18 protein-coding genes, 2 tRNA genes and 3 rRNA genes are annotated in these 26,549 nt (G+C 65.9%); 10 read left to right on the forward strand and 13 right to left on the reverse strand.

Annotated features, from left to right (window positions below; translation table 11 throughout):
- Nucleotides 1-3: 3 nt before the first annotated feature.
- Entirely contained in the window at nucleotides 4-1,875 is a 1,872-nt protein-coding gene (gene msbA, locus CAL11_RS07425; protein ID WP_208617574.1) for a lipid A export permease/ATP-binding protein MsbA, read from the forward strand.
- Here the strand turns inward: msbA and CAL11_RS07430 are convergent.
- Nucleotides 1,848-3,347, reverse strand: coding sequence for an MFS transporter (locus CAL11_RS07430; protein WP_086092561.1), 1,500 nt, complete (start codon nucleotides 3,345-3,347; stop codon nucleotides 1,848-1,850). The two genes, msbA and CAL11_RS07430, sit on opposite strands and share 28 nt — an antisense overlap.
- A gap of 83 nt (nucleotides 3,348-3,430) precedes the next feature.
- Between CAL11_RS07430 and CAL11_RS07435 the strand changes: the two genes are divergently transcribed.
- Nucleotides 3,431-3,976: a TetR/AcrR family transcriptional regulator gene (locus tag CAL11_RS07435; protein WP_086092562.1), complete on the forward strand. Its 546-nt coding sequence runs from the start codon at nucleotides 3,431-3,433 to the stop codon at nucleotides 3,974-3,976.
- Nucleotides 3,977-4,017: 41 nt separating this feature from the next.
- A complete protein-coding gene (locus CAL11_RS07440) occupies nucleotides 4,018-4,818 on the forward strand; it encodes a prephenate dehydratase (RefSeq protein WP_244172921.1) in 801 nt (266 codons plus the stop codon).
- A 42-nt stretch (nucleotides 4,819-4,860) separates the two neighbouring features.
- On the opposite strand, the gene CAL11_RS07445 is transcribed toward CAL11_RS07440, so the two are convergent.
- Nucleotides 4,861-5,766, reverse strand: coding sequence for a LysR family transcriptional regulator (locus CAL11_RS07445; protein ID WP_086092564.1), 906 nt, complete (start codon nucleotides 5,764-5,766; stop codon nucleotides 4,861-4,863).
- Between the two features lie 232 nt (nucleotides 5,767-5,998).
- Between CAL11_RS07445 and CAL11_RS07450 the strand changes: the two genes are divergently transcribed.
- Nucleotides 5,999-6,922: an aromatic alcohol reductase gene (locus CAL11_RS07450; protein WP_086092565.1), complete on the forward strand. Its 924-nt coding sequence runs from the start codon at nucleotides 5,999-6,001 to the stop codon at nucleotides 6,920-6,922.
- Between the two features lie 51 nt (nucleotides 6,923-6,973).
- Here CAL11_RS07450 and rng read toward each other — a convergent pair whose 3' ends face one another.
- Nucleotides 6,974-8,437, reverse strand: a complete 1,464-nt coding sequence (gene rng / locus CAL11_RS07455; RefSeq protein ID WP_033462414.1) for a ribonuclease G — start codon at nucleotides 8,435-8,437, stop codon at nucleotides 6,974-6,976.
- A gap of 748 nt (nucleotides 8,438-9,185) precedes the next feature.
- Here rng and CAL11_RS07460 point away from each other — a divergent pair.
- From CAL11_RS07460 to rrf, 5 genes are all read left to right on the forward strand, one after another.
- Nucleotides 9,186-10,716 (forward strand): 16S ribosomal RNA (locus CAL11_RS07460).
- A 97-nt stretch (nucleotides 10,717-10,813) separates the two neighbouring features.
- Nucleotides 10,814-10,890: transfer RNA gene (locus CAL11_RS07465), tRNA-Ile, on the forward strand.
- A gap of 20 nt (nucleotides 10,891-10,910) precedes the next feature.
- Nucleotides 10,911-10,986 (forward strand) — tRNA-Ala (locus CAL11_RS07470).
- 322 nt (nucleotides 10,987-11,308) lie between these two features.
- A 23S ribosomal RNA gene (locus CAL11_RS07475) occupies nucleotides 11,309-14,190 on the forward strand.
- A gap of 175 nt (nucleotides 14,191-14,365) precedes the next feature.
- Nucleotides 14,366-14,478, forward strand: a 5S ribosomal RNA gene (gene rrf / locus CAL11_RS07480).
- The 16S, 23S and 5S rRNA genes sit together here with 2 tRNA genes alongside, the layout of an rRNA operon.
- Nucleotides 14,479-15,143: 665 nt before the next feature.
- On the opposite strand, the gene CAL11_RS07485 is transcribed toward rrf, so the two are convergent.
- The 3 genes from CAL11_RS07485 to CAL11_RS07495 form a co-directional block, all read right to left on the reverse strand.
- Nucleotides 15,144-15,545 (reverse strand): YchJ family protein, encoded by a 402-nt coding sequence (locus CAL11_RS07485; RefSeq protein WP_086092566.1) that lies wholly within the window; start codon nucleotides 15,543-15,545, stop codon nucleotides 15,144-15,146.
- Between the two features lie 107 nt (nucleotides 15,546-15,652).
- Nucleotides 15,653-15,925 carry a GNAT family N-acetyltransferase gene (locus tag CAL11_RS07490; RefSeq protein WP_086092567.1) on the reverse strand — a complete coding sequence of 91 codons (273 nt, stop codon included), beginning with the start codon at nucleotides 15,923-15,925 and terminating at the stop codon, nucleotides 15,653-15,655.
- Nucleotides 15,922-16,890, reverse strand: coding sequence for a 3-hydroxyacyl-CoA dehydrogenase NAD-binding domain-containing protein (locus CAL11_RS07495; RefSeq protein ID WP_086092568.1), 969 nt, complete (start codon nucleotides 16,888-16,890; stop codon nucleotides 15,922-15,924). The genes CAL11_RS07490 and CAL11_RS07495 overlap by 4 nt, the downstream gene beginning before the upstream one ends.
- 171 nt (nucleotides 16,891-17,061) lie before the next feature.
- Between CAL11_RS07495 and CAL11_RS07500 the strand changes: the two genes are divergently transcribed.
- Entirely contained in the window at nucleotides 17,062-18,456 is a 1,395-nt protein-coding gene (locus CAL11_RS07500) for an amidase family protein (RefSeq protein WP_086092569.1), read from the forward strand.
- A gap of 21 nt (nucleotides 18,457-18,477) precedes the next feature.
- On the opposite strand, the gene CAL11_RS07505 is transcribed toward CAL11_RS07500, so the two are convergent.
- From CAL11_RS07505 to CAL11_RS07535, 7 genes are all read right to left on the reverse strand, one after another.
- Nucleotides 18,478-18,873, reverse strand: a complete 396-nt coding sequence (locus tag CAL11_RS07505) for a hypothetical protein (RefSeq protein WP_086092570.1) — start codon at nucleotides 18,871-18,873, stop codon at nucleotides 18,478-18,480.
- Nucleotides 18,870-20,129: a glutamate-5-semialdehyde dehydrogenase gene (locus CAL11_RS07510; RefSeq protein ID WP_086092571.1), complete on the reverse strand. Its 1,260-nt coding sequence runs from the start codon at nucleotides 20,127-20,129 to the stop codon at nucleotides 18,870-18,872. Before CAL11_RS07510 ends, CAL11_RS07505 begins: the two co-directional genes overlap by 4 nt.
- A 121-nt stretch (nucleotides 20,130-20,250) precedes the next feature.
- Nucleotides 20,251-21,306: a DNA polymerase III subunit delta gene (gene holA / locus CAL11_RS07515; protein ID WP_033467152.1), complete on the reverse strand. Its 1,056-nt coding sequence runs from the start codon at nucleotides 21,304-21,306 to the stop codon at nucleotides 20,251-20,253.
- A 2-nt stretch (nucleotides 21,307-21,308) separates the two neighbouring features.
- On the reverse strand, nucleotides 21,309-21,968 hold the full coding sequence (gene lptE / locus CAL11_RS07520; protein WP_086092572.1) for an LPS assembly lipoprotein LptE: 660 nt from the start codon (nucleotides 21,966-21,968) through the stop codon (nucleotides 21,309-21,311).
- Between the two features lie 15 nt (nucleotides 21,969-21,983).
- The gene (leuS, locus tag CAL11_RS07525) at nucleotides 21,984-24,641 is read right to left on the reverse strand and encodes a leucine--tRNA ligase (protein WP_086092573.1); all 2,658 of its coding nucleotides are present in this window, start codon (nucleotides 24,639-24,641) and stop codon (nucleotides 21,984-21,986) included.
- A 76-nt stretch (nucleotides 24,642-24,717) separates the two neighbouring features.
- Nucleotides 24,718-25,923 (reverse strand): MFS transporter, encoded by a 1,206-nt coding sequence (locus tag CAL11_RS07530; protein WP_033467149.1) that lies wholly within the window; start codon nucleotides 25,921-25,923, stop codon nucleotides 24,718-24,720.
- Nucleotides 25,920-26,432 carry a MarR family winged helix-turn-helix transcriptional regulator gene (locus CAL11_RS07535; RefSeq protein ID WP_086092574.1) on the reverse strand — a complete coding sequence of 171 codons (513 nt, stop codon included), beginning with the start codon at nucleotides 26,430-26,432 and terminating at the stop codon, nucleotides 25,920-25,922. Before CAL11_RS07535 ends, CAL11_RS07530 begins: the two co-directional genes overlap by 4 nt.
- Nucleotides 26,433-26,549 lie beyond the last annotated feature (117 nt).

Raw genomic sequence — 26,549 nt, forward strand, 5'->3', positions numbered from 1 at the left:
GGCATGCTGGCGTGGCGGCCGGGTCGGCCGGACGGTTGTCGGGCGGCGGGTGGCCGACGGTACAATCCCGGGCACGATTGTATTAAAGCGAGTGTTTCCTTGAATTCTGCCGCACGCAATGCGCCCGCCGGCTCCCAGCCGGTCAAGGCCGAACTCTGGAAGCGGGTCTACAGCCGCGTAGGCTCTTACTGGAAGGGTTTGGTGCTGGCCGTCCTGCTGATGGCCGGCGCCGCCGCGACCCAGCCCACGCTGGCAGTCATCATGAAACCGCTGCTCGATGATGGCTTCTCGGGCGCCAAACCGCATTATGTCTGGTTCCTGCCGCTGGCGGTGGTGGGGCTGATCCTGCTGCGCGGAATCTGCAATTTCTTCAGCGACTACCTGCTGGCCTGGGTGGCCAACAACGTGCTGCGCGGCATCCGGGGCGAGATGTTCGAGCGCCTGCTGGGCCTGCCCGACGCCGACTTCAAGCGCGGCGATACCGGCCGGCTGCTCAACCGCTTCACCATCGACGCGGGCAACGTCACCGGCTACGCCACCGACGTCATCACGGTGCTGGTGCGCGAAACCCTGGTCGTCATCGCCCTGATCGGCGTGCTGCTGTACATGTCGTGGGCGCTGACGCTGATCATTCTCGTCATGTTGCCGGTGTCGGTGGGCATCGCCCGCGCGTTCACGCGCCGGCTGCGCCGCATCAATCGCGAAACCGTCAACATGAACGCCGAGCTCACCCGCGTGGTCAGCGAGGGCATAGACGGGCAACGCGTCATCAAGCTGTTCGATGGCTATGACGCCGAGCGCCGCCGCTTCGACTTCGTCAACTCGCGCCTGCGCCGCTTCGCGATGCGCAGCGCCACCGCCGACGCGGCGCTTACGCCGCTTACGCAGGTCTGCATTTCGGTCGCCGTGGGCGCGGTCATCGCCGTGGCCCTCAGCCAGGCCAACAGCGGCGCGCTTACCGTGGGCAGCTTCGCCTCGTTCATGGCCGCGCTGGCGCAGATCTTCGATCCGATCAAGCGCCTGACCAACCTGGCCGGCAAGATGCAGAAAATGCTGGTGGCGGCAGAAAGCGTGTTCACCCTGGTGGACCAGACGCCCGAGGCCGACGCCGGCACGCGCGCCTTGCCCGAACCGGTGCGCGGCAAGGTCGAGTTCCGCGCGGTCAGCCACCGCTTCCCGGATGCCGACCGCGATACCGTCAGCGCCGTGTCGTTCCTGGTCGAGCCGGGCCAGACCGTGGCCCTGGTCGGGCGCTCGGGCAGCGGCAAGACCACCCTGGTCAACATGCTGCCGCGCTTTGTCCTGCCCGATGGCGGCGACATCCTGTTCGACGATGTGCCCATCCAGGACCTCACTTTGCGCAGCCTGCGCTCGCACCTGTCGCTGGTCAGCCAGGACGTGGTGCTGTTCGACGACACCATCGCCGCCAATGTGGGCTATGGCGCCGGCGGCACCGTCGACGACGCGCGCATCCGCGACGCGCTGGCCGCGGCCAACCTGCTGGAGTTCGTCGACGGCCTGCCGCTGGGCATCCACACGCCGGTGGGCCAGAATGCCGCCCGCCTGTCGGGCGGCCAGCGCCAGCGCCTGGCGATCGCCCGCGCCCTGATCAAGAACGCGCCGGTGTTGATTCTCGACGAGGCGACCTCGGCGCTGGACAACGAGTCCGAGCGCCAGGTGCAGGCGTCGCTGGAGCGCCTGATGCGCGGACGCACCACGCTGGTCATCGCCCACCGGCTGTCGACCGTGCAGAACGCCGACCGCATCATCGTGCTGGACGCCGGCAGGATCGTCGAGCACGGGCCGCACAGCGAGCTGCTGGCCGCCAACGGCCTGTACGCCTCGCTCTACAACATGCAGTTCCGCGAGGACTGAGGCCCGCGCCGGCGCGCCTGCGTCAGCAGCGCCGCGCCCGCCAGCAGGGCCGCGGCCGTCGCGGCCACCACCACGTACGCATGGTCGAACGCCCGGTAGGCCAGCGGCAATACCTGCTGCGCCCACTGCGGCGCCATGGTTTCGGCGGCGGCCAGCGCCTGGTCCAGGCTGTCGCGCAATTGCGCGGCGGCCGGCGCATCGGCCGGCAATACCAGCGTGCGGGTGTAGACCGTGGTCATGATGCTGCCAAACAGGGTCACGCCCAGCACGCTGCCCAATTCGTATGCCACTTCCTCGATCGAGGCGGCCATGCTGGCGCGGTCGGCGGGCGCGTGCAGCATGACGGCGGTCGAGGCGGCGGTCATGGCGCCGCCCAGGCCGGCGCCCAGCAGGGCCAGTACCGCCATCTGGCCGGCCAGCGGCCACCCGGCGCCGGCGACCATGCCGGCCGCCCCGAGGCCAGCCAGGGCCAGCGCGGAGCCCATCACGCGGCGCTCGCCCGCGCGGCCCAGCCACAGGCCGGCCAGCGGTCCGGCCGCGGCCGCCGCCAGCGGCACCGGCAACAGCAGCAGCGCCGCCTGCAGCGGCGTCATGCCCTGCACCAGCTGCAGCCGCTGGCTGAGCACCAGCTCCACGCCCACCAGCGTCAGCATCGCGATCAGGGCGACCGCGACGCCGCGGCTGAATCCGGCATCGCGAAACATTCCCACGTCTATCATCGGCTCGGACTGGCCACGCTGGCGGCGCGCGAACAGCGCCATCGCCACGGCGCCCGCCGCCACCGCGAGCGCGGCCACGCCGTAGTCCGGCGCCGGCTTGCCCAGCTCCTTCAGCCCGAACACCAGTCCCACCAGCGCCGTCATGATCAGCACGGCCGCGGCCAGGTCCCAGGGCCGATGGGCCGCCGGCCGCACCGCCGGCACCAGTCGCCACGCGGGCCAGAGCAGGGCCAGCACCACGGGGACGTTGATCAGGAACACCGAGCCCCACCAGAAATACTCCAGCAGCACGCCGCCGACCACCGGCCCCAGGGCCGCCCCGCCGGAGGCGATGGCGGCCCATACGCCGATAGCCAGGGCGCGTTCGCGCGCGTCCGTGAAGACATGGCGCAGGATCGCCAGGGTGGCGGGCATCATCAGCGCCGCGCCGATCGCCAGCAGGCCGCGGGCGACGATCAACAGGGTGGCCGAGGGCGCGTAGGCCACGCACAGCGAGGCCGCGCCGAATGCCGCCAGCCCGCTGGTGAACGTGGCGCGCGGCCCCCAGCGGTCGCTCAGGGCGCCCATGGCCGGCAGCAGCCCGGTGACCACCAGCGGATAGGCGTTGATAATCCACAGCTTTTCCGCCGCCGAGGCGTGCAGGTCGTGGGTCAGGCGGGGCAGTGCCGCATACAGTACAGTCGTATCGACCGTGATCAGGAAGAGGGCGCTGGCGATGATGGCCAGCACCAGCCAACGGTTTTGAGGCCGCATGATGGAATGCCTTGAAGAGATTCACGCCGGAACGGGCGTGCCTATAATATAAATCCATACGTATGTATTGAAAAGAGGCCCGCATGGGACGAAAACGCAGCATTGACCGCGACAAGGTGCTCGACGCGGCCGAAACCATCGTCGTGCGCGATGGCGCCAAGGGCCTGACCATCGACGCGGTCGCCAGGGAAATGGGGGTCACCAAGGGCGGCATCCAGTACTGCTACGGCAGCAAGGACGCCATGATCGAGGCGCTGTTCGAGCGTTGGGACAAGGCCTACGAAACGCTGTTCCAGGAGGTGCTCGACGAGGACGCCTCGCCGCGCGGGCGGGTGCGCGCCCATGCCGAGGCCACCCGCCGCGCCGACGCCGCGTCCAATGCCAAGGCGGCCAGCCTGCTTGCCGCGCTGATCCAGGCGCCCGAATTGCTGGGCAGCACCCGGTCCTGGTATCGCAGCCGGCTCGATGGCCTGGACGTCGATACCGACGCGGGCCGGCGCGCGCGGCTGGCCGTGCTGGCCACCGAGGGCGCCTTCCTGCTGCGCTTTTTCGGCCTGATGGAGATGGACGAATCCGAATGGCAGGCGATTTTCCGCGACATCCGCGCCGTGCTGGTGGATGCGCCGTGAGCGGCCAGCCTGATCACTTTGACTGCAATGGGGGCCCGGCCATGGCCACCAGTACCGCTTATCTCGGCCCGGCCGGATCCTGGACCCACCAGGCCTGCCTGGACCTGTACGGCCCCGACGGCCTGGTGCCGTTGTCGCGCGAAGCCCTGTTCGCCGCCTACGCGGACGGCAAGGTCGAGCGCGCCTGCGTGCCGGTCGCCACCTCCGTGGTTGGCCTCACGCCCTATATGGACGACGTGCTGGCGCTGCCCGGCGTGGTCGTGGTGGCCGAGTACCCCAGGATGCTGGGCTACAGCCTGCTCGCGCGCCCCGGCACGCGGCGCGAGGACATCAAGGAAGTGCTCGCCCATCCCGTGGCCTTCGAGGAGGTCCAGCCCTGGGTGGAGCGCGAGATGCCCGGCGTCAGGCGCGTGCCGGCCGCCAGCGGCGGGGCCGCGGCCCAGGCCGTGGCCGCCAGTGCCACGCGGGACAAGGCATCCTTCGGCCCCAAGGTCGGCTCATCGGTCTACCGACTGGTCTCGCTGGAGGACGGTATCGAGGAGGGGCCCCACAACGTGACGCGTTGGTGGGTGCTGGGCCGCGATATGCCGGCACCCACCGGCCAGGACAAGACCTCGCTGCTGGCCGGCATCTCGGACGGCCAGCTGGCGCCGCTGCTGGCCGCGTTCGCGCGGGCCGGGGTGCCCATCCTGACCATCTACGAGCGTCCCGCCAGGCAAACGCTCGACACCCATCGCTATGTCATCGAAGTGGCCGGCCACGCCCGCGATGAGGCTTTGGCCGGCCTGCTGGCCCGGCAGGGTGCGCTGCGCGTACTGGGTTCGTACCCGCGGCGCTACTGAACAACCCGGTCCACGCGCGCCAGGCGCGCGCGGCGGCCCGGCTCACCAGTCGGCCGATGCCTTGCTGATCACTTCGGCGCTCCAGTCGATGAAGGCGCGGATCGCGGGCGCAAGATGGCGCCCTTGCGGGTACAGGATGGAAATGGGCTCGGGCGCGGCGTCGATATCGTCAAGGAGGCGGATCAACCGGCCATTGGCGATGTGCTCGCGTGCCATGTAGCTGGCAATGCGGATCAGGCCCAGGCCCGCCACGCCGGCCGCGACATAGGCATCGGTGTCATTGACGCTGACGTGTTGCGCCATCGCCACGGCGGTGGCCTGCCTGCCCTTGCGGAAAGTCCAGCTGGACGAGCGGCCGGAGCGTCCGCCGATGTAGCCCACCGCCGTGTGCCCGCCGAGCGCGTCCAGGCTCGTGGGCTTGCCGTGCCGTTCCAGATAGTCGGGCGAGCCGCACACGTACCAATGGAATTGGCCGATGCGCCGCGCGACCAGGCGTGACGGCTGCGGCGTCCCGGTCCTGATGACGCAGTCTATGCCGTGCTGGACGACGTCCACGGTGGCGTCGCTCAAATGGAGATCCAGGTCTATCCCCGGGTAGCGCCGCGCAAAGTCGGGCACCGCCGGAATGATGAAGTTCCTGGCCAGGGACGCAGTGGTGCCGATCCTGACGCTGCCCCGCGGCAAGCCCGTCTGCTGCGCAGCGGCCTCTTCGGCCAGCTGCACGTCGCGCAACAGCGCCTTGCAGCTGTCGTAGTAGCGCAGGCCCGCATCCGTGATGCTCAGCGCGCGCGTCGTCCTGTTCAACAGCCGCGCATTCAAGTGCGATTCGAGCTCCTTGATCGTGCGTGTCACGGTGGAGGGAAGCACGTGCAGGGTGTCGGCGGCTTTCGTGAAGCTGCCTGCCTCGACCACGCGTACGAAGGTTTCCATGGCTTGCAGCCGATCCATGCGATGACGCTCCCGTGTCTGGCGAATCGAGAAATTATTGCAGATATTCAAATTATCAAACGGAGCCGGGCCGCTTTATCCCGAGCCGCTGCTGTTGCACCATGGGGCCCTTCGATCACGAAAGAACGGCCGGATTTTCCGGCCCGGCCATGGCATCCCGGGCCTGTCGGGCGGCTTTGGGCTTTGCCGCGCAGGCGACGTGATTATGTTGAACAATTGAAGGAATCAAGAGATGCGTCATAGCGAATCAGGTCGGCAGGGGATGCTTGTGCTGGGGGCGGGGCAGCTGGGGATGGCGGTGCTGCGCGCGCTCGCGCCGCGAGCCGGCGCCTCGCAGGTCACCGTACTGGTCTCTCCGGGCGCCGCCGCCAGTCCGGGCGGGCAGGAGGCCCGGGATCTTGCCTGGCTTCGGGGCATGGGCGTCGAGATCATCGGTTTCGATCTGGCGTCCGGCGAGGAAGCCCTGAAGAACATTTTCGGCGGTTACCGGACCGTCCTGAACTGCACCGGATTCGTCGCCGGGCCGGGCACGCAGTTGAAGATCACCCGGGCCGTGCTGGCCGCCAGGGTGGAGCGTTATTTCCCATGGCAGTTCGGGGTCGACTACGACATCGTCGGCCGCGGCAGCGGGCAGCCGGTCTTCGACGAGCAGTACGACGTGCGGCAATTGCTGCGCAGCCAGCAGGACACCGAGTGGGTGATCGTTTCCACGGGCATGTTCACCAGCTTCCTGTTCGAGCCGGCGTTCGGCGTGGTGAACCTGGAGCGTCGAACCCTCCACGGTCTGGGCAGCTGGGATACCAAGGTCACGGTGACGACGCCGGAAGACATCGGCCGGCTCACCACGGAGATCCTGTTGGCCGAACCGCGCATCGCCAACGAGATCGTCCATGTCGCCGGGGACACGATCTCATATGGGCGGCTGGCGGAGGTCGTCGAGCGCGTCACGGGGCAGGCGTTCGAGAAGGCGGTATGGACCCGGGAAAAGCTGCGCGCCGACCTGGCGGCGGCGCCGGACGACGTGATGGCGCGCTACCGCGCGGCATTCGCCCGCGGTGATGGCATGTGGTGGGAGAAATCCGAGACGTTCAATGAGCGCAACGGGTACGAGACGACCGACGTCGAGCGCTACCTGCGCAAGCGCTGGCGCGCCTAGGGCGGTTCCTTCCTGTTCCCGCGCGGGCGCTCGGGCAGTCGGGAGGGGGCGCTAGATCAGGATGATGTCGTACTGCTCCTGCGAATACTGCCCCTCGACCTCCAGCGATATCTGCTTGCCGACGAAGTCGCCCAGCATCGCCAGGTGCTGGCTTTCTTCTTCGAGGAACAGGTCCACCACGCCCTGCGCGGCCAGGATGCGGAATTCGCGCGGATTGAACTGGCGCGCCTCGCGCAGGATCTCGCGCAGGATCTCGTAGCACACCGTACGCGCAGTGCGCACATTGCCGCGCGACTGGCACATCGGGCACGGCTCGCATAGCTGGTGCGCGAGCGAGTCGCGGGTGCGCTTGCGCGTCATCTCGACCAGCCCGAGCTGGGTGAAGCCATTGACCGTCATGCGGGTGCGGTCGCGAGCCAGCGCCTTTTTCAGTTCGGCCAGCACGGTTTCGCGGTGGTCCGGGTCTTCCATGTCGATGAAATCCAGGATCACGATGCCGCCCAGGTTGCGCAGGCGCAATTGGCGCGCGATGGCCTGCGCGGCCTCCAGGTTGGTCTTGAAGATGGTGTCGTCGAAGTTGCGCCCGCCCACGAAGCCGCCGGTATTGACGTCCACCGTGGTCAACGCCTCGGTCTGGTCCACGATCAGGTAGCCGCCCGACTTGAGGTCGACCCGGCGCGACAGCGCGCGTGCGATTTCCTCGTCGACGTTGGCCGTGTCGAACAGCGGGCGCTCGCCGCTGTAATGGCGGATGCGCTCGGCCACCGAAGGCGTGTACACGCGGGCCCATTCCTGCAGGGCGCTGCTGGTGCTGCGCGAATCGACCAGGATGGCGCCGGTGTGCGGGCCGACCATGTCGCGCAACACGCGCTGCCCCAGCGTGAGGTCCTGGTGCAGGGCCGTGGGGGCGGGCTGGCTGCGCGCGGCCGCCTGTACGCTGGCCCACAGCTTGCGTAAATATTCGAGGTCGGCGGCGATTTCCTCGTCGGTGGCTCCTTCGGCCTGGGTGCGCACGATGAAGCCGCCTTTCTCCTCGGGGGGCATCAGCGCCTGCAGGCGCTCGCGCAACTGGGTGCGTTCGGATTCGGAATCGATCTTCTGCGAAATGCCGATGTGGGGATCGTGCGGCAGGTACACCAGCATGCGCCCGGCTATGCTGATCTGCGTGGACAGCCGCGCGCCCTTGGTGCCCAGCGGGTCCTTGATGACCTGCACCATCAGGGTCTGCCCCTCGAACAGCAGCTTCTCGATCGGCGTGGGCGTCTGGCCCTGGCTGCGCTCGCTGCGGTTCTCGCGCAGGTCGGCGATATGGATGAAGGCGGCGCGCTCCAGGCCGATATCGATGAAGGCGCTCTGCATGCCCGGCAGCACGCGCACGACCCGGCCCAGGTAGATATTGCCCACATGGCCGCGCTGGATGCTGCGCTCTACATGCAGTTCCTGTACGGCGCCTTGCTCCACCAGGGCGACGCGGGTCTCAAACGGGGTAACGTTGATCAGGATGTCTTCCGTCATTGTGGGCAGATCAGCTTATGGATAGAAGGATGCGAGGGATTGGCTAGGGTACAGGAACTCCGCAAGCAGCGGGTTTATAGTTGTGCTATAGTTCGCCCCCTTCGCAGCCCGGGTTATCCCGCAAGCGAAGCCGGAACCGCGAATCCCGCGGTTTGCAGGTTCTCCGCCCAGGTGCGGGAGCCGGCAAGCCAGGGCAGGAGGCGCGGGCAACACCGGGGCAGGGCGAGCGGGATTAAGCCGATGGGCGGTTCCCGGGGTTCTGGCAGGTGTTGTTGCACGACGGTTAACGAATCGCTGCCTTCGGGTTGCAAGTTCTGCAAAAGTCGTGTTATAGTTTCGGGCTTGGCAGTTGCCGAAACCCAAGGGTTAACCCTGATGCCGATAGGCGCGGGTGCTGGGGTTTCGAGAAGTGCCAGGCGAGAGGCGCAGGCCTTGAGGAAGGAGCGAGTCGGAGTTGCGGTGCAAGCCAGGCCAACTTGACAAGCTGAAAAAACTTCTTCATAATCTCGTTTCTCTGCTGCTGAGAACGCAGCGCCGGTCGGAAGGCCGGGTGGCAGGACCGCTCTTTAACAATTTAACAACCGATAAGTGTGGGCACTTGGTGCGAGCGCACGATGGCGGATTCGTCTGTCATCACAAGCGAAGCATTATCAAGTGCTCACTGAATGAAGTAAGGTTTTTTAAACCTCACTTCCTTTGAGCAAGCGATACGGATCCTGGCTTAGGTCAGGGTCCACACACAGAGATTGAACTGAAGAGTTTGATCCTGGCTCAGATTGAACGCTGGCGGGATGCTTTACACATGCAAGTCGGACGGCAGCACGGGCTTCGGCCTGGTGGCGAGTGGCGAACGGGTGAGTAATGTATCGGAACGTGCCCAGTAGCGGGGGATAACTACGCGAAAGCGTGGCTAATACCGCATACGCCCTACGGGGGAAAGCGGGGGACCTTCGGGCCTCGCACTATTGGAGCGGCCGATATCGGATTAGCTAGTTGGTGGGGTAACGGCCTACCAAGGCGACGATCCGTAGCTGGTTTGAGAGGACGACCAGCCACACTGGGACTGAGACACGGCCCAGACTCCTACGGGAGGCAGCAGTGGGGAATTTTGGACAATGGGGGCAACCCTGATCCAGCCATCCCGCGTGTGCGATGAAGGCCTTCGGGTTGTAAAGCACTTTTGGCAGGAAAGAAACGGCACGGGCTAATATCCTGTGCAACTGACGGTACCTGCAGAATAAGCACCGGCTAACTACGTGCCAGCAGCCGCGGTAATACGTAGGGTGCAAGCGTTAATCGGAATTACTGGGCGTAAAGCGTGCGCAGGCGGTTCGGAAAGAAAGATGTGAAATCCCAGGGCTTAACCTTGGAACTGCATTTTTAACTACCGGGCTAGAGTGTGTCAGAGGGAGGTGGAATTCCGCGTGTAGCAGTGAAATGCGTAGATATGCGGAGGAACACCGATGGCGAAGGCAGCCTCCTGGGATAACACTGACGCTCATGCACGAAAGCGTGGGGAGCAAACAGGATTAGATACCCTGGTAGTCCACGCCCTAAACGATGTCAACTAGCTGTTGGGGCCTTCGGGCCTTGGTAGCGCAGCTAACGCGTGAAGTTGACCGCCTGGGGAGTACGGTCGCAAGATTAAAACTCAAAGGAATTGACGGGGACCCGCACAAGCGGTGGATGATGTGGATTAATTCGATGCAACGCGAAAAACCTTACCTACCCTTGACATGTCTGGAATCCCGAAGAGATTTGGGAGTGCTCGCAAGAGAACCGGAACACAGGTGCTGCATGGCTGTCGTCAGCTCGTGTCGTGAGATGTTGGGTTAAGTCCCGCAACGAGCGCAACCCTTGTCATTAGTTGCTACGAAAGGGCACTCTAATGAGACTGCCGGTGACAAACCGGAGGAAGGTGGGGATGACGTCAAGTCCTCATGGCCCTTATGGGTAGGGCTTCACACGTCATACAATGGTCGGGACAGAGGGTCGCCAACCCGCGAGGGGGAGCCAATCCCAGAAACCCGATCGTAGTCCGGATCGCAGTCTGCAACTCGACTGCGTGAAGTCGGAATCGCTAGTAATCGCGGATCAGCATGTCGCGGTGAATACGTTCCCGGGTCTTGTACACACCGCCCGTCACACCATGGGAGTGGGTTTTACCAGAAGTAGTTAGCCTAACCGCAAGGGGGGCGATTACCACGGTAGGATTCATGACTGGGGTGAAGTCGTAACAAGGTAGCCGTATCGGAAGGTGCGGCTGGATCACCTCCTTTAAGAGCTTAGGTGCTCGTATTAAGTGTCCACGCTTATCGGTTGTTGTTATATAGCTGCTGGATCGGTGGCTGCTGATCCGAGAGAGAGAGGTTTCGCGGGTCTGTAGCTCAGTCGGTTAGAGCACCGTCTTGATAAGGCGGGGGTCGTTGGTTCGAATCCAACCAGACCCACCAAGGTTTCCTGAGAGGGAAATGGGGGTGTAGCTCAGCTGGGAGAGCGCCTGCTTTGCAAGCAGGATGTCATCGGTTCGATCCCGTTCACCTCCACCACGCGCCTGTTTCTGAGCAAGGGTGTGGGGCGAGAGGCGAGACCAGAAGGCGAGAGAGCAACGCTTAGTGCTGCGAGTCAGTGTTAAGCGTTGGGTTTTGGCCCGACAGCTATATATGTTCTTTAACAATTTGGAAGAAGCACAACGTAAAGTGTTCGTTTAGTAGTCGGTGCGAGCCGATGAAGACGGATACGGGTTGTGATTGCATGATTTTGTTCCAAGTCTCAAGACTGGCTGGGCGCGCAAGCGTTTGGTCAGATGCTTTGAACTTATGAACGGCACAAGCGCGAATGAACAGCACCTATAAGACTTTAGTGTTATAGGATCAAGCGACTAAGTGCATATGGTGGATGCCTTGGCGATCACAGGCGATGAAGGACGTAGTAGCCTGCGAAAAGCTGCGGGGAGCTGGCAAACAAGCATTGATCCGCAGATATCCGAATGGGGAAACCCACCGCGCAAGCGGTATCCCTGGCTGAATACATAGGCCAGTGGAGGCGAACCGGGTGAACTGAAACATCTCAGTAGCTCGAGGAAAAGAAATCAACCGAGATTCCGAAAGTAGTGGCGAGCGAAATCGGAAGAGCCTTTACGATTTAGCATTTTGCATAGTCGAACGGAATGGAAAGTCCGGCCGTAGCAGGTGATAGCCCTGTAGACGAAATGCAGAGTGTGGAACTAGGCGTAAGAGAAGTAGGGCGGGACACGTGAAATCCTGTCTGAAGATGGGGGGACCATCCTCCAAGGCTAAATACTCGTGATCGACCGATAGTGAACCAGTACCGTGAGGGAAAGGCGAAAAGAACCCCGGAAGGGGAGTGAAATAGATCCTGAAACCGTATGCATACAAACAGTCGGAGCCTCTTTATGGGGTGACGGCGTACCTTTTGTATAATGGGTCAGCGACTTACATTCAGTGGCGAGCTTAACCGAATAGGGAAGGCGTAGCGAAAGCGAGTCCGAATAGGGCGTCCAGTCGCTGGGTGTAGACCCGAAACCAGATGATCTACCCATGGCCAGGTTGAAGGCACGGTAACACGTGCTGGAGGACCGAACCCACTAGTGTTGAAAAACTAGGGGATGAGCTGTGGATAGGGGTGAAAGGCTAAACAAATCTGGAAATAGCTGGTTCTCTCCGAAAACTATTTAGGTAGTGCCTCAAGTATTACTGCAGGGGGTAGAGCACTGTTATGGCTAGGGGGTCATGGCGACTTACCAAACCATGGCAAACTCCGAATACCTGCAAGTACAGCTTGGGAGACAGAGCACCGGGTGCTAACGTCCGGACTCAAGAGGGAAACAACCCAGACCGCCAGCTAAGGTCCCGAATTATCGCTAAGTGGGAAACGAAGTGGGAAGGCATAGACAGTCAGGAGGTTGGCTTAGAAGCAGCCACCCTTTAAAGAAAGCGTAATAGCTCACTGATCGAGTCGTCCTGCGCGGAAGATGTAACGGGGCTAAGCGATAAACCGAAGCTGCGGGTGTGCACTTTTAGTGCACGCGGTAGGAGAGCGTTCTGTAAGCCTGCGAAGGTGGCTTGTAAAGGCTGCTGGAGGTATCAGAAGTGCGAATGCTGACATGAGTAGCGATAAAGGGGGTGAAAAGCCCCCTCGCCGTAAGTCCAAGGTTTCCTGCGCAACGTTCATCGGCGCAGGGTGAGTCGGCCCCTAAGGCGAGGCAGAGATGCGTAGCTGATGGGAAGCTGGTTAATATTCCAGCACCGTCGTACAGTGCGATGGGGGGACGGATCGCGGAAGGTCATCAGGGTGTTGGAAGTCCCTGTTGCTGCATTGAAGATGGCGCTTAGGCAAATCCGGGCGCGTAAATCAAGGGTGTGGCACGAGCGAGCAAGTCTCGCGAAGTGATTGGAAGTGGTTCCAAGAAAAGCCTCTAAGCTTCAGCTGTACGAGACCGTACCGCAAACCGACACAGGTGGACGGGATGAATATTCCAAGGCGCTTGAGAGAACTCAGGAGAAGGAACTCGGCAAATTGATACCGTAACTTCGGGAGAAGGTATACCCTGGTAGTGTGATGCGCCTGCGCGCTGAGCATGAAGGGGTCGCAGAGAATCGGTGGCTGCGACTGTTTATTAAAAACACAGCACTCTGCAAAGACGAAAGTCGACGTATAGGGTGTGACGCCTGCCCGGTGCCGGAAGGTTAAGTGATGGGGTGCAAGCTCTTGATCGAAGCCCCGGTAAACGGCGGCCGTAACTATAACGGTCCTAAGGTAGCGAAATTCCTTGTCGGGTAAGTTCCGACCTGCACGAATGGCGTAACGATGGCCACACTGTCTCCTCCTGAGACTCAGCGAAGTTGAAGTGTTTGTGATGATGCAATCTACCCGCGGCTAGACGGAAAGACCCCATGAACCTTTACTGTAGCTTTGCATTGGACTGTGAACCGGCCTGTGTAGGATAGGTGGGAGGCGCAGAACTCGAGTCGCCAGATTCGAGGGAGCCATCCTTGAAATACCACCCTGGTTTGTTTGCGGTTCTAACCTTGGTCCGTTATCCGGATCGGGGACAGTGCATGGTAGGCAGTTTGACTGGGGCGGTCTCCTCCCAAAGCGTAACGGAGGAGTTCGAAGGTACGCTAGGTACGGTCGGAAATCGTGCTGATAGTGCAATGGCATAAGCGTGCTTGACTGTGAGACTGACAAGTCGAACAGGTGCGAAAGCAGGACATAGTGATCCGGTGGTTCTGAATGGAAGGGCCATCGCTCAACGGATAAAAGGTACTCTGGGGATAACAGGCTGATACCGCCCAAGAGTTCATATCGACGGCGGTGTTTGGCACCTCGATGTCGGCTCATCTCATCCTGGGGCTGTAGCCGGTCCCAAGGGTATGGCTGTTCGCCATTTAAAGAGGTACGTGAGCTGGGTTTAAAACGTCGTGAGACAGTTTGGTCCCTATCTGCCGTGGGCGTTGGATACTTGACGGAGCCTGCTCCTAGTACGAGAGGACCGGAGTGGACGTACCTCTGGTGTACCGGTTGTCATGCCAATGGCATTGCCGGGTAGCTAAGTACGGAAGAGATAACCGCTGAAGGCATCTAAGCGGGAAACTCGTCTGAAGATTAGGTATCCCGGGGACTAGATCCCCCTGAAGGGTCGTTCGAGACCAGGACGTTGATAGGTCGGGTGTGGAAGCGCAGTAATGCGTTAAGCTAACCGATACTAATTGCCCGTGAGGCTTGATCCTATAACTCTCAAGTCTTAATTATTACCGCTGGACAGTAAGCGCCAGCGCCGTTCATACCAACACAACATACATACGCAACCCGCGTCGCTGCCAGTCCCAACCGACTGCCAGGCGCACGCTGTGCTTCTTCCAGATTCAAGCCGTTGACCATGCGTCAACCGCTTAGCCGGTTACGCCTGACGACCATAGCAAGGTGGTCCCACTCCTTCCCATCCCGAACAGGACAGTGAAACGCCTTCGCGCCGATGATAGTGGATGTACATCTGTGAAAGTAGGTCATCGTCAGGCTTTTATTGCTCAAAACCCCGCAGCCTCACGGCTCGCGGGGTTTTGTTTTTTGGGGTGCGCAACCATGCGCGCCCGCTGCGGCGCGCCCCGCCCCGCCCCGGCGCCCGGCGCCCCGGGTGCCTGTCCCCGAACGGGGACTGGCACGCCGCCACGCCACCACAAAATCCGCGCTCGTCTCAGCGCGACGCGTACCGTCCCTGCGACGGGATTGCGCGGGGGATCTCCATGCGCGTCCTCCCTCAGACCGAGGATGGCCCTGGCCGCACACGGGGTGTCGGTCCCCTGCGGGGACAGACACCCGTGGAGGCCGGCCCTGCTTCGACGCGCGGGCGCCCGTCCCGGCATGGAACTGACCTCTGCGGCAGGATGTGCCTGTCCTCACTGGGACAGGCGCACCGTCGCAGGCCACGAACGGTTGACGGCCAGGAGGGTATCTGTCCCCGCAGGGGAACTGGCACCTGCATGCCTGCCCAGCTTCTGAGCGTGCCGCCTGCAGCGTGTGTCAGTCCCCGCACGGGGACTGATACACACTGTGGAATCCTGCCTTGGCATCACTTCCGCCAACCATGACGGCAGGCAACCACCCATGCGTCCGCATCCGCCGCACGCCGCTGGGGGGGCTGTCCCCCCGCACGGGGAATGGCACCTGCTTGCCCATGGCACCGTCAGCGGACGTCGCCGTCCACGTAGTACCAGCGCCGGTCTTTCTTGACGAATCGGCTCAGCTCATGCAGGCGGGTGGCGCGGCCGGCCTGGCGCAGGCGGGCGACGAATTCGACAGTGGCGTGGGTGTCGTCCTGCTGCTGGCTGGCCTTGATCTGCAGGCCCAGCCATTTGACGTCGGCGGCGTTGGGTTCGAGTTCGGGCGGGCGGGTGTCCGGATGCCAGGTCTGCAGCAGATAGTCCAGCTGATCGAGTACGAAGGCGCTGTAGCGAGAGCGCATCAGCGATTCGGCGTCGGGGGCTTGCAGGAACTGGGCGCCGGTGTGCCAGCGGCCGCAGCAGTCAGGGTAGGCGCGCGGTCTGCCGCAGGGGCAGGCGAGCGGGGATGATAGGTTCTTTTTCACGGTGTCATTGTGGCGGGCGGCTGGTGGGGCGGCGTGCCGGAGACGGCATGCGCGAGCCGGGCGGGGTTTTCCGCCGGGCGGCGTTCATGTCGGCCCGCCAGGCGGTTTCAGGCCAGCAGGTCCTGGTATTCGGGGTGGCGTTTGAGGTAGAGGGCCGCGTAGGAGCACTGCGGGATGACTTTCCAGCCGCGTTGGCGGGCGGTGTCCAGGGCGGCGCGCGTCAGGGCGGCGGCGATGCCGCGGCCGCCGACCGGGGCGGGGACGCCGGTGTGCACGATGGTCATGGTGTGGTCGCGCAGGACGTAGTCCAGCTCGCAGAGCTGGCCGTCGACGATGGTTTCAAAGCGGGACTGGGGTTCGCGATGCGCGATGTCGCTCATGGATGGGGGCTTCCTTGTTGGCGAAGAATGGCCAGGATGGCCGTCAGTTGTGCATCGCGCGTGGCGCTCAGCTCGGCGATGGAGCGCTGGCCCGCTTGCGCGGCGACGCCTTGGATCAGTTTACGCTGCAATGCGGGCGTGAGTTCCGGTTGGCCCAGGTCGTCCCACCAGGTCTGGACCGGGCCCAGCAGGTGGTCGAGGAAGTGTGCGAGCCCGCCGTCGCCGCCGCCCAGGTGGAATGTCATGTGCGGGCCGTACAGGGCCCAGCGCAGGCCCGGCCCCTGGGTGACGGCGGCGTCGACGTCGGCGACGCTGGCGACGCCTTCGGCGACGAGGTGGATGGCTTCGCGCCACAGGGCCGCCTGCAGGCGGTTGGCGACGTGTCCCGGGACTTCCTTGTCGATGCGGATGGGATGCTTGCCCAGGCTGCGGTAGAAGGCCATGGCGCGTTCGACCGTGGCCGGGGCGGTCTGCCTGCCGGCGACGACTTCGACCAGCGGGATCAGGTGCGGCGGGTTGAAGGGGTGGCCGATGACGCAGCGTTCGGGGTGGCGGCAGCCGGCCTGCAGGGTGCTCATGGCCAGCCCGGAGCTGCTCGAGGCGATGATGGCGCGCGGCGGCAGGGCGGCGTCGATGCGCGTGAACAGACCGGCCTTGAAGCCGGGGCGCTCGGGCGCGTTCTCCTGCACGAAGTCGGCGCCTTGCAAGGCATCCTGCAGATTGGCGTCGAACCGTACGGCGCCGGGGTCGGCGCCGTCCTGGATGGCGCCGGCGGCGGCCAGGGCGGGCCAGATGGCGGCGATGCGCATGCGCAGCGTCTCGGCCGCGCCGGGCGCGGGGTCGGTGACGGTGACGCGCAGGCCGCGGGCGGCAAACAGGGCGGCCCAGCTTGCGCCGATGGTGCCGGCGCCGACGACGGCGACGCGCGCGATGGGCGGGGAAACGACGTGTTCGGCGGGATTCATGACGGGCTCCGGGCGTAGGCGGGCGCCGCGTACGGGCGCACGCGCCTATCTTGGGCGCGTCGGCGATGCGGCGCAAGCAGGCGCTGGACGGCGGCGGCACGACGGCGCTATGGTGGAGCGCAGCGCCCGCGGCGGTCGGGGCGCCTCATGCACGCATCGAGGAGGAGTCCCGTGAGTCAGCTCTGGCGCATGTCGGCAAGCGAATTGGCGCAGGCGATCCGGGCGCGCGAGGTGTCGGCGCGTGCCGCGGCCGAGGCCGCCCTGCGGCGGCTCGACGAGGTCAATCCGCGCCTGAATGCGGTCGTGGACTGGCGTCCCGGCGAGGTGCTGGCCCAGGCCGATGAAATCGACGCGGCGCTTGCGCGCGGCGACGATCCCGGGCCCTTGGCGGGGGTGCCGGTGACAGTCAAGATCAACATCGACCAGGCGGGTTTTGCGACCAGCAACGGCGTCGCGTTGCAGAAAGACGTGATTGCCCAGGCCAACAGTCCGGTGGTGGACAATCTGCGACGCGCCGGCGCGGTCATCCTGGGCCGCACCAATGCGCCGGCGTTCTCGTTGCGCTGGTTCACGTCCAACCTGCTGCACGGCCGCACGCTCAATCCACGCAATGCGGCGCTGACGCCGGGCGGCTCGTCGGGCGGCGCGGCCAGCGCGGTGGCCGCGGGCATAGGCCAGTTGGCGCACGGTACGGATATCGCCGGCTCGATCCGCTATCCCGCCTATGCCTGCGGCGTGCACGGGTTGCGGCCGTCGCTGGGACGCGTGGCGGCGTATAACGCGGCGCTACCGGAACGCTCGCTGGGCGGGCAGATTACCGCGGTGTCGGGGCCGCTGGCGCGCACGGTGGCCGATCTGCGCCTGGGGCTGGCGGCGATGGCGGCCCCGGACGCGCGCGATCCATGGTGGATGCCCGCGCCTCTGGAGGGGCCGCCGGCGCCGCGCCGGGCCGCGCTGTGCGTGTCGCCGGACGGGCTGGAAACGCAGCCCGCAGTGTGCGCGGCGCTGTACGAGGCGGCGGCGCGGTTGCGCGACGCGGGCTGGCAGGTCGAGGAGATCGACGTCATTCCGCCGCTGCAGGAGGCGGCCGATCTGCAGATCCGCATGTGGCTGGCCGACGGCTACGAGGCGCTGCTGCGCGCCGCGCAGCAGGAGGGCGATCCCGGTGCGCTGGTGGCGCTGCGCGGCCAGCGGGAGGCGGCGCGGGCGCTCGATCTGCCCGCGTACACGGCGACCCTGACGCGCCGGGCGACGCTGACGCGCCTGTGGCAGCTGTTCTTCGAAGAGTATCCCGTGCTGCTGCTGCCGGTTTCCGCCGAGCCGCCGTTTGCCGACGACCTGGATCTGCAGGGCGCCGATGCGTACCGGCGCGTCTGGCGCGCCCAGCTGACCCAGGTCGGCCTGCCGTTCATGGGGTTGCCGGGGCTGGCCCTGGCGATGCCGGGCGGGGGTGCGGCGCCGCTGGGCGTGCAGGTGGTGGCGGCGCGGTTCCGCGAAGATCTGTGCCTGGCGGCGGGCGCCGATATCGAGGCGCGCGGCGCGCCGGTGACGCTGGCCGGGCCTTGAGGCCCGGGCCGGCGCGATGGCCTACATGCCCAGCAGCAGCATGGCCCACAGCGAGATCATGGCCAGCAGGCCGAGCCAGCATGCGCCCCAGAAGCCGATGATGGGCCATTTGACGTCCAGCGGCACGCGCTTGGGATCGACATGGGCCAATTGCTTGTTGGCATGGCCGATCAGCCACCACTTGGCGCGCGGAAAGGACAGGCGCAGGAAGTAGTCCAGCATGATCGAAGCCTGGATGGCGAACGGATACTGCTTGAACGGCCGGTGCTGCAGCAGCGGGTGCCGCAGTTCCTCGTTGGCGCGGCGCGCCTTGAGCAGGAACAGCACCAGCCCGCTGACGGTGCAGGTGATGAAGCACAGCACGAACAGGCTGAACAGGAAGGCGACGGTTTGCGAGTACATGCCGGCCTGCATCATCCGCGCACCTGGCCTTCGCCGTTGAGCACCCATTTGAGGGTCGTCAGGCCTTCCAGGCCGACCGGGCCGCGCGCATGCAGGCGGTTGGTCGAGATGCCGATTTCCGCGCCCAGTCCGTATTCGAAGCCGTCGGCAAAGCAGGTGGGCAGGTTGACGTACACCGAGCTGGAGTCCACTTCGCGCTGGAAACGCTGCGCCGCCGTCAGGCTTTCGGTGACGATGGCGTCGGTATGGCCGGAGCCCCAGCGCGCGATGTGCTCCATGGCTTCGTCGATCGTATCGACCACGCGCACCGCCAGGATGGGCCCGAGGTATTCGGTGGCCCAGTCGGCGTCGTCGGCCGGCTTGCCCTCGGGCAGCCACTGCAGCGCGCGCGCGCAGCCGCGCAATTCGACGCCGTGCGCATGCAGCGCCTGGCCCAGCGCGGGCAGCAGGCGCTGCGCCACGTCGGCGTGCACCAGCAGGGTTTCCATGGCGCCGCACACGCCGTAGCGGTAGGTCTTGGCGTTGAAGGCGATGGCCTGGGCCTGGGCGAGATCGGCGGCCGCGTCCACGTACACGTGGCAATTGCCGTCCAGGTGCTTGATCAGCGGCACGCGCGCCTCTTGCGCCAGCCGGGTGATCAGGCCCTTGCCGCCGCGCGGCACGATCACGTCCACATGTTCGGTCATGGTGATCAGCTTGCCCACGGCGGCGCGGTCGGTGGTGTCGATCACTTGCACGGCGGCCGTGGGCAGGCCGGCGGCCTGCAGGCCCGCCTGCACGATGCGGCCCAGCGCCACGTTGGAGTGCAGCGCCTCGCTGCCGCCGCGCAGGATGGTGGCGTTGCCGGATTTCAGGCACAGCGCGGCGGCGTCGATGGTGACGTTGGGGCGCGACTCGTAGATGATGCCGATCACGCCCAGGGGCACGCGCATCTGCGCCACGCGCATGCCGTTGGGCCGCACGCTGGTGGCGGTAATGCTGCCAACCGGGTCGGGCAGGGCGGCGATCTGGCGCAGGCCTTCTGCCATCAGCTCGATCGAGCGGTCCGAGAGCGTCAGGCGGTCGAGCAGGGCGGCTTCGAGGCCGTTGGCGCGCGCGGCGGCCACGTCCTTGGCGTTGGCGGCCTGCAGGTCGGCGCGCTGGGCCAGGATGGCCTCGGCCATGGCCAGCAAGGCCTGGTTCTTGGCGGCGCCGGTGGCGCGCATCATGGCGCGCGAGGCGCTGCGGGCCTGTTCGCCCACGGACTGCATATAGGTTTCGATAGAGGACATGGCTGCGTTCTGGTCTTGTAATGTCGGGCCGGCGGCTGGCCGGCGTGCATGGCTGAAGTTTAGCCCGACCGATGCGCGGGGCGGACCGGTCGGCGAGGCGGAGGTGGCGGCCAGGCCGCCTTCACGGTCGGGCGCCGGCCGCGGCCACGCGCAGCGCGAGCCGGGTCATTTCTTCCCAGGGATCGGCCAGCCGGCCCGGTACGCTCAGGCCCTTGATCAGGCGATCGACTTCATGGGCGTGTTGCACGGCCGCCGGCCATGCGCCGGGCGCCACCCGGCCCAGCGCCTGCAGCGCAAGCCGTTCATGGGCGCCGAAAATGCGCAGCCGGCGCATCAGCGCGCCGGCGTCCTGGCCCTGCTGGCGCGCCTGCGCCACGCGCGCCAGCAGGCGGATTTCCTCGCCGACCGCCCATAGCACCAACGGCAGGGCCTCGCCCTCGGCGCGCAGGCCGTCGAGCATGCGCACGGTGCGCGCCGTATCGCCGGCCAGCATGGCGTCGCGCAGCCCGAATACGTCGTAGCGCGCCACGTTGAGCACGGCGCGTTCGACATCCTCGGCGGCCAGTTGGCCTTCCGGGTAAAGCAGCCCGAGTTTCTGGATTTCCTGGTGGGCGGCCAGCAGGTTGCCCTCGACCTTGTCGGCCATCCATTGCAGCGTGGCGGTGTCGGCGCGCTGGTTCTGGCGTCCCAGGCGCATGCCGATCCAGGCCGGCAGGCGGCCGCGCTCGACGTTGGCGATGTCGGCCATGATGCCGCCGCGCGCCAGCGCCTGGGCCCACTTGCTGTCGCGCGTGGCCTTGTCCAGGCGGGGCAGGGCGACGACCACGAGCGTGTCGGCGTCGGCCTGGTCGCGCGCCTGCTCGGCCAGCCGGGCCAGCATGTCGCCGCCGCTCTTGCCGGGCTTGCCGGTCGGGATCTTCAGCTCCAGCAGGCGCCGGTCTCCGAACAGCGAGACGCTTTGCGTGGCGGCCGCCACCGCGCTCCAGTCGCTGCGCGCGTCCATGACCATGGAGGTGCGCTCGGTGTAGCCGGCCGCGCGCGCCGCCGCGCGGATGGCGTCGGCGGCTTCGGTGACCAGCAGCGGTTCGTCGCCCGACACCGTGTACAGCGGCGCCAGCCGGCCCCCCGCGCGTGCGAGGTGGCTGGCCAGGGCGTCGCTGTCCAGGGGCGCGGCCATCGTCAGGGCGTGCCCATGCCGGGGTAGGCGTTGGGGGTATTCCAGGGCGACGGCTGGCTGGCGGGCGTGGCCTGGTTGGGGTCATAGACCGGCGCGTCGGGATCCAGCGTGCCGGCCGCCGCCTTGGTGGCGGCTTCGTGCACGTCGGGAGCCGTCAGGCGGCGCAGCAGGCGGTTGACCAGCTCTTTTTCCATCGACTGGTACAGCGAGTCGATCTGGCCCTGCTTGGCCTGCACGACCTGGTCGTCATACGGCATTTCGCGATAGATCGACATGGTGGTGTCGGGCACCAGGGCATTGCCCTTGGCGTCGATCAGGCGGAACGTGTAGTCGATGCCCAGTTCGTATTCTTCGACCCGGCCCTGCGCGTTGAGCGAGACCTCGCGCAGCGTACGGTCGGTGCTGACCTGCTGCAGGATGGCCTGCGCCTCCTTGGTGCCGGCGACCAGACGGGTATTCGGCGAGGCGGCGCGCAACGCGCGCCGCACGTCGGCGCCGAAGCGCGTGTTGTCGGGAATGCCGACATACAGCGTATCGAACGGCAGCGGCGTGACCCCGCGCATGGTGAAGCCGCAGCCGGCCAGCAGCATGAGCATCGCCAGCGCGATGCCGCGCGGCCAGGTCAGGCGGGGAAGATGCAGGAAGTGCCCGGCGAAGTTCATGCTTGTGGACCTCTGTCAGCCTACGACGTTGACCAGCTTGCCCGGTACGACGATGACGCGCTTGGGCGGACGGCCTTCGAGAAAGCGCGCCACTTCTTCCTGGGCGGCGGCGATGCGTTCGATGTCTTCCTTGGGCGCCTTGGCGGCGACCCGGATCGAACCCCGCAGCTTGCCGTTGACCTGCAGCATCAGCTCGATCTCGTCGGCCACCAGGGCGGCCTCGTCGACGTGCGGCCAGGGCGCGTCCAGCAGGTCGCCCAGGTGCTCGGCGTAGCCGAGATCCTGCCACAGGTGCCAGGTGATGTGCGGCACCACGGGGTACAGCACGCGCAGCAGCAGGCCCAGGGTCTCGGCGCGCGCGGCATCGGCGGCGGGCCCTTCGGGCAGGGTCGCGTCGTCGATGGCGTTGAGCATTTTCATGCAGGCCGACACGACCGTGTTGTACTGGATGCGCTGGTAATCGTAGTCGGCCTGCTTGAGCAGGCCATAGACCTCGCGGCGCAGGTCCTTGACGGGGGCCGGGGCCTGCGTCCAGTCGGCGCCGGCGGCCAGGCCGCGGCCGACCGCCTCGCGCTGCGCGTAGCCCAGCGCCCACAGGCGGCGCAGGAAGCGGTTGGCGCCCTCCACCCCGGAATCGGACCATTCGAGCGTCTGCTCGGGCGGGCTGGCGAACATGACGAACAGCCGCGCCGTGTCGGCGCCCAGGGTGTCGATCAGCGACTGCGGGTCGACGCCGTTGTTCTTGGACTTGGACATCGTGCCCACGCCGCCGTAGTTCACCTCGGAGCCGTCGCGCTTGAGCCTGGCGCTGACGATGGCGCCCTTGGCGTCGTAGACGTTGTCGACTTCCTCGGGCCAGAAGTACTCGATGCCGCCCTGCGGCGTCTTGCGCGAGTAAATATGGTTGAGCACCATGCCCTGGCACAGCAGCTTGGTGAAGGGCTCGTCGAAGTTGAGCAGGCCCAGGTCGCGCATGACCTTGGTCCAGAAGCGCGCGTACAGCAGGTGCAGCACGGCGTGCTCGATGCCGCCGATGTACTGGTCCATCGGCATCCAGTAATCGTTGCGGGCGTCGACCATGGCCTGGTCGTTGTCCGGCGACGTGTAGCGCATGAAGTACCAGGACGAGTCGACGAAGGTGTCCATGGTGTCGGTTTCGCGGCGCGCGGGCTTGCCGCAGCGCGGGCACGAGCACGACAGGAAGGCTTCGTTCTTGGCCAGCGGGTTGCCCGAGCCGTCCGGGATGAGGTCGTCGGGCAGCACCACGGGCAGGTCCTGCTCGGGCACGGGCACCGGGCCGCAATCGGCGCAGTGGATGATGGGGATGGGCGTGCCCCAGTAGCGCTGGCGCGAAACGCCCCAGTCGCGCAGGCGCCAGGTGGTCTGCTTCTCGCCCAGGCCCTGGGCCGCCAGGTCGGCGGCGATGGCGTCCACGGCGGCCTGGTAGGCCAGGCCGTCATATTTGCCGGAGTTGACGGTGCGGCCGGCCTGCTTGTCGCCGTACCATTCCTGCCAGGCGTCGGTGGAGTAGGCCTTGCCTTCCAGCGCGACGACCTGGCGGATCGGCAGGCCGTACTTGCGCGCAAAGGCGAAATCGCGCTCGTCGTGCGCCGGCACGCCCATCACGGCGCCGTCGCCGTAGGTCATCAGCACGTAGTTGCCGACCCAGACGTCGATTTCCGCGCCGGTCAGCGGATGGGTGACGGTCAGGCCCGTGGGCATGCCTTCCTTTTCGCGCGTGGCCATCTCGGCTTCGGTGGTGCCGCCCAGCTTGCATTGTTCGACGAAGGCGGCCAGCGCCGGATCGGACTGCGCGGCATGGGTGGCCAGCGGGTGCTCGGGCGCCACCGCGCAGAACGTCACGCCCATGATGGTGTCGGCGCGCGTGGTGAATACATACAGCTTGCCGTCCTGGATCAGCTTGCCGTCGGCGCCGGCGATTCGGTGCGGGAAGGCGAAGCGCAGCCCCTCGGACTTGCCGATCCAGTTCTCCTGCATCAGGCGCACGCGCTCGGGCCAGCCCGGCAGGTTGCCGCTGACCTGGTCCAGCAATTCTTCGGCGTAATCGGTGATGCGCAGGTAGTAGCCGGGGATCTCGCGCTTTTCGACCGGGGCGCCCGAGCGCCAGCCGCGCCCGTCGATGACCTGTTCGTTGGCCAGCACCGTCTGGTCGACCGGATCCCAGTTGACGACCTGGGTCTTGCGGTAGGCGATGCCTTTTTCCAGCATCTTCAGGAACAGCCACTGGTTCCACTTGTAGTACTTCGGGTCGCAGGCGCACATCTCGCGCGACCAGTCGATCGCCAGCCCCATCGCCTTCATCTGCTTCTTCATGTAGGCGATGTTGTCGTAGGTCCACTTGGCCGGCGGCACCTTGGACTTGATGGCGGCGTTCTCGGCGGGCATGCCGAAGGCGTCCCAGCCCATCGGCATCAGCACGTTGTAGCCGCGCATGCGCAGCTGGCGCGCCATCATGTCGTTGATGGTGTAGTTGCGCACGTGTCCCATGTGCAGCTTGCCGCTCGGGTAGGGCAGCATGGAGCAGGCGTAGAACTTGGGTTTTTCCGACCCGTCGGGGTTCCTGGCGTGCTCGCGAACCAGATAGGCATCGCGGGCCTGCCAGTTCTGCTGGGCGGCTGCTTCGACGGAGTTGGGTTGGTAGCGTTCCTGCATGGACTCGTGCGAAAAAATAGGTAACGGACCGCGCCCGGCGGGCGCGGGCGGTCAAAACCATCAATTATAGGAGGTGCTAGCCGATCGCAGGGGCCGGCGTGGTTTCGGGGATGCGCGCCGACCGCGCCAGGCACCCGTACAGCAGGGCGGCCAGCGAGGTCAGCGCGCCGGCCGCCGTGACGCCCAGCCAGCCGGCGTGGGCGTAGATCCAGGCCGACAGCAGCGATCCCGCCGCGCCGCCCAGGAAATACGAGGTCATGTAGCCGGCGGTCAGGCGGCTGCGCGCCTCGGGCCGTAGGCGGTAAATGGCGCTCTGGTTGGTGACATGGACCGCCTGGATCGCCAGGTCCAGAGCCAGCACGCCCGCCAGCAGGGGCGCGACATGGTGGGTGCCCCAGGCCAGCAGCGGCCACGAGGCCAGCAGCAGCAACAGGCCCTGGCGCGTCGAGCGGTTGCCCTGGCCGCGGTCGTTCAGGCGTCCGAACCGGTTGGCGCCATAGGCGCCGATGGCGCCGGCCAGGCCGAACAGCCCGATGGTGGTATTGGAATAGCCATAGTTCGGGCCGGACAGCAGGAAGGTCAGCGGCGTCCACAGCATGCTGAACGCGGCGAACAGCAGCGCGCCGAGCACCGAGCGTGCGCGCAGCAAGGGTTCCTGCGCATAAAGCTGGGCGATCGAGGCCAGCAGGCGCGGATAGCTCAGCCTGGTCGGGTTGACAGAGCGCGGCAGCACGCGCCACAGCGCCATCGACATCAACAGCATCAGGATGGCGGCCACCCAGTAGACGGTGCGCCAACTGCCGAGATCGGCCAGCGCGCCGGCAATGGTGCGCGCCAGCAGGATGCCCAGCAGCAGGCCGCTCATGACGGCCCCGACCACCTTGCCGCGTTCGTGCGGTTCGGCCAGGGTGGCGGCAAACGGCACCAGGACCTGCGCCACGACGGACAACAGCCCGGTCACGGCCGTGCCCAGCATCAGCCAGCCGATGCCGGGCGAGAAGGCCGACAGCAGCAGGCCCACGGCCGACAGGGCGGTCATCAGCGCGATCAGGCTGCGCCGCTCGTAGAGGTCGCCCAGCGGCACCAGCAGGATCAGGCCGACGGCGTAGCTGAGCTGGGCCACGGTGACGATGGCGCCCGCGGTCGCGGTGGTGAGGGAGAACTCGGCGCCGATGGTATGCAGCAGCGGCTGGGCGTAATAGTTGCTGGCCACGGCCAGGCCGGTGGCCACGGACATCAGCAGAACGATGGGCGCGGTCAGGCGCGCGCGCGCTGGGCTCATTGCGGGATGCCTCCCGGCGTCGTGCGGTCGTGTTCGGCCAGCAGACGCTTGAGCAGGCCCGCCAGCTGGCGGCGCTCGGTGGCCGACAGCGGCGTCAGCAGGGCGTCGATCTCCGCCAGGTAGTCGGCCAGGATCTGCCGGATGGTGCGCAGGCCCGCGGGCGTGAGCGAGACGATGACGCCGCGCCGGTCGTCGGGGTTGGGGCTGCGCGCGATCAGGCCGCCTTGTTCGAGTTGATCGAGCCGGTGCGTCATGGCGCCGGAGGAAAGCAGCAGGGCGGCGGTCAGTTGCTGCGGCGACAGCGCATGCGGGGCGCCCGCGCGGTACAGCGTGGCCAGCAGGTCGAATTGTCCCTGGTGCAGGCCGGCGGCGCGAAACAGCGGCTCGATGCGCCGCAGCGCGGCCGTGTTGAAGCGGAAAACGCGCGCCAGCACGGCCATGGACGAGACGTCCAGGTCGGGGCGTTCGTGCGCCCATTGGGACAGCACCAGGTCGACGTGATCTTTCATTGTTATCTTGATGTAAAGTATCTTTATATCAAGATAAATGCGGCCCGGTCAAATCGCGGCCGCATAAACGAAGAGCCCGCCGGTGCGGCGGGCTCTGCGGTTTGACCTGAGACGTCA

This window comes from Bordetella genomosp. 6 (assembly GCF_002119705.1).
Classification (GTDB): Bacteria; Pseudomonadota; Gammaproteobacteria; order Burkholderiales; family Burkholderiaceae_B; genus Bordetella; species Bordetella bronchiseptica_F.

Excerpts from the sequence above, each read along its gene's own strand:
- msbA (WP_208617574.1), top strand. The coding sequence starts at position 4 with ATGCTGGCGTGGCGGCCGGGTCGGCCGGACGGTTGTCGGGCGGCGGGT.
- CAL11_RS07430 (WP_086092561.1), bottom strand. The coding sequence starts at position 3,347 with ATGCGGCCTCAAAACCGTTGGCTGGTGCTGGCCATCATCGCCAGCGCC.
- CAL11_RS07435 (WP_086092562.1), top strand. The coding sequence starts at position 3,431 with ATGGGACGAAAACGCAGCATTGACCGCGACAAGGTGCTCGACGCGGCC.
- CAL11_RS07440 (WP_244172921.1), top strand. The coding sequence starts at position 4,018 with ATGGCCACCAGTACCGCTTATCTCGGCCCGGCCGGATCCTGGACCCAC.
- CAL11_RS07445 (WP_086092564.1), bottom strand. The coding sequence starts at position 5,766 with ATGGATCGGCTGCAAGCCATGGAAACCTTCGTACGCGTGGTCGAGGCA.
- CAL11_RS07450 (WP_086092565.1), top strand. The coding sequence starts at position 5,999 with ATGCGTCATAGCGAATCAGGTCGGCAGGGGATGCTTGTGCTGGGGGCG.
- rng (WP_033462414.1), bottom strand. The coding sequence starts at position 8,437 with ATGACGGAAGACATCCTGATCAACGTTACCCCGTTTGAGACCCGCGTC.
- CAL11_RS07490 (WP_086092567.1), bottom strand. The coding sequence starts at position 15,925 with ATGAGCGACATCGCGCATCGCGAACCCCAGTCCCGCTTTGAAACCATC.
- CAL11_RS07495 (WP_086092568.1), bottom strand. The coding sequence starts at position 16,890 with ATGAATCCCGCCGAACACGTCGTTTCCCCGCCCATCGCGCGCGTCGCC.
- CAL11_RS07505 (WP_086092570.1), bottom strand. The coding sequence starts at position 18,873 with ATGATGCAGGCCGGCATGTACTCGCAAACCGTCGCCTTCCTGTTCAGC.
- CAL11_RS07510 (WP_086092571.1), bottom strand. The coding sequence starts at position 20,129 with ATGTCCTCTATCGAAACCTATATGCAGTCCGTGGGCGAACAGGCCCGC.
- holA (WP_033467152.1), bottom strand. The coding sequence starts at position 21,306 with ATGGCCGCGCCCCTGGACAGCGACGCCCTGGCCAGCCACCTCGCACGC.
- lptE (WP_086092572.1), bottom strand. The coding sequence starts at position 21,968 with ATGAACTTCGCCGGGCACTTCCTGCATCTTCCCCGCCTGACCTGGCCG.
- leuS (WP_086092573.1), bottom strand. The coding sequence starts at position 24,641 with ATGCAGGAACGCTACCAACCCAACTCCGTCGAAGCAGCCGCCCAGCAG.
- CAL11_RS07530 (WP_033467149.1), bottom strand. The coding sequence starts at position 25,923 with ATGAGCCCAGCGCGCGCGCGCCTGACCGCGCCCATCGTTCTGCTGATG.
- CAL11_RS07535 (WP_086092574.1), bottom strand. The coding sequence starts at position 26,432 with ATGAAAGATCACGTCGACCTGGTGCTGTCCCAATGGGCGCACGAACGC.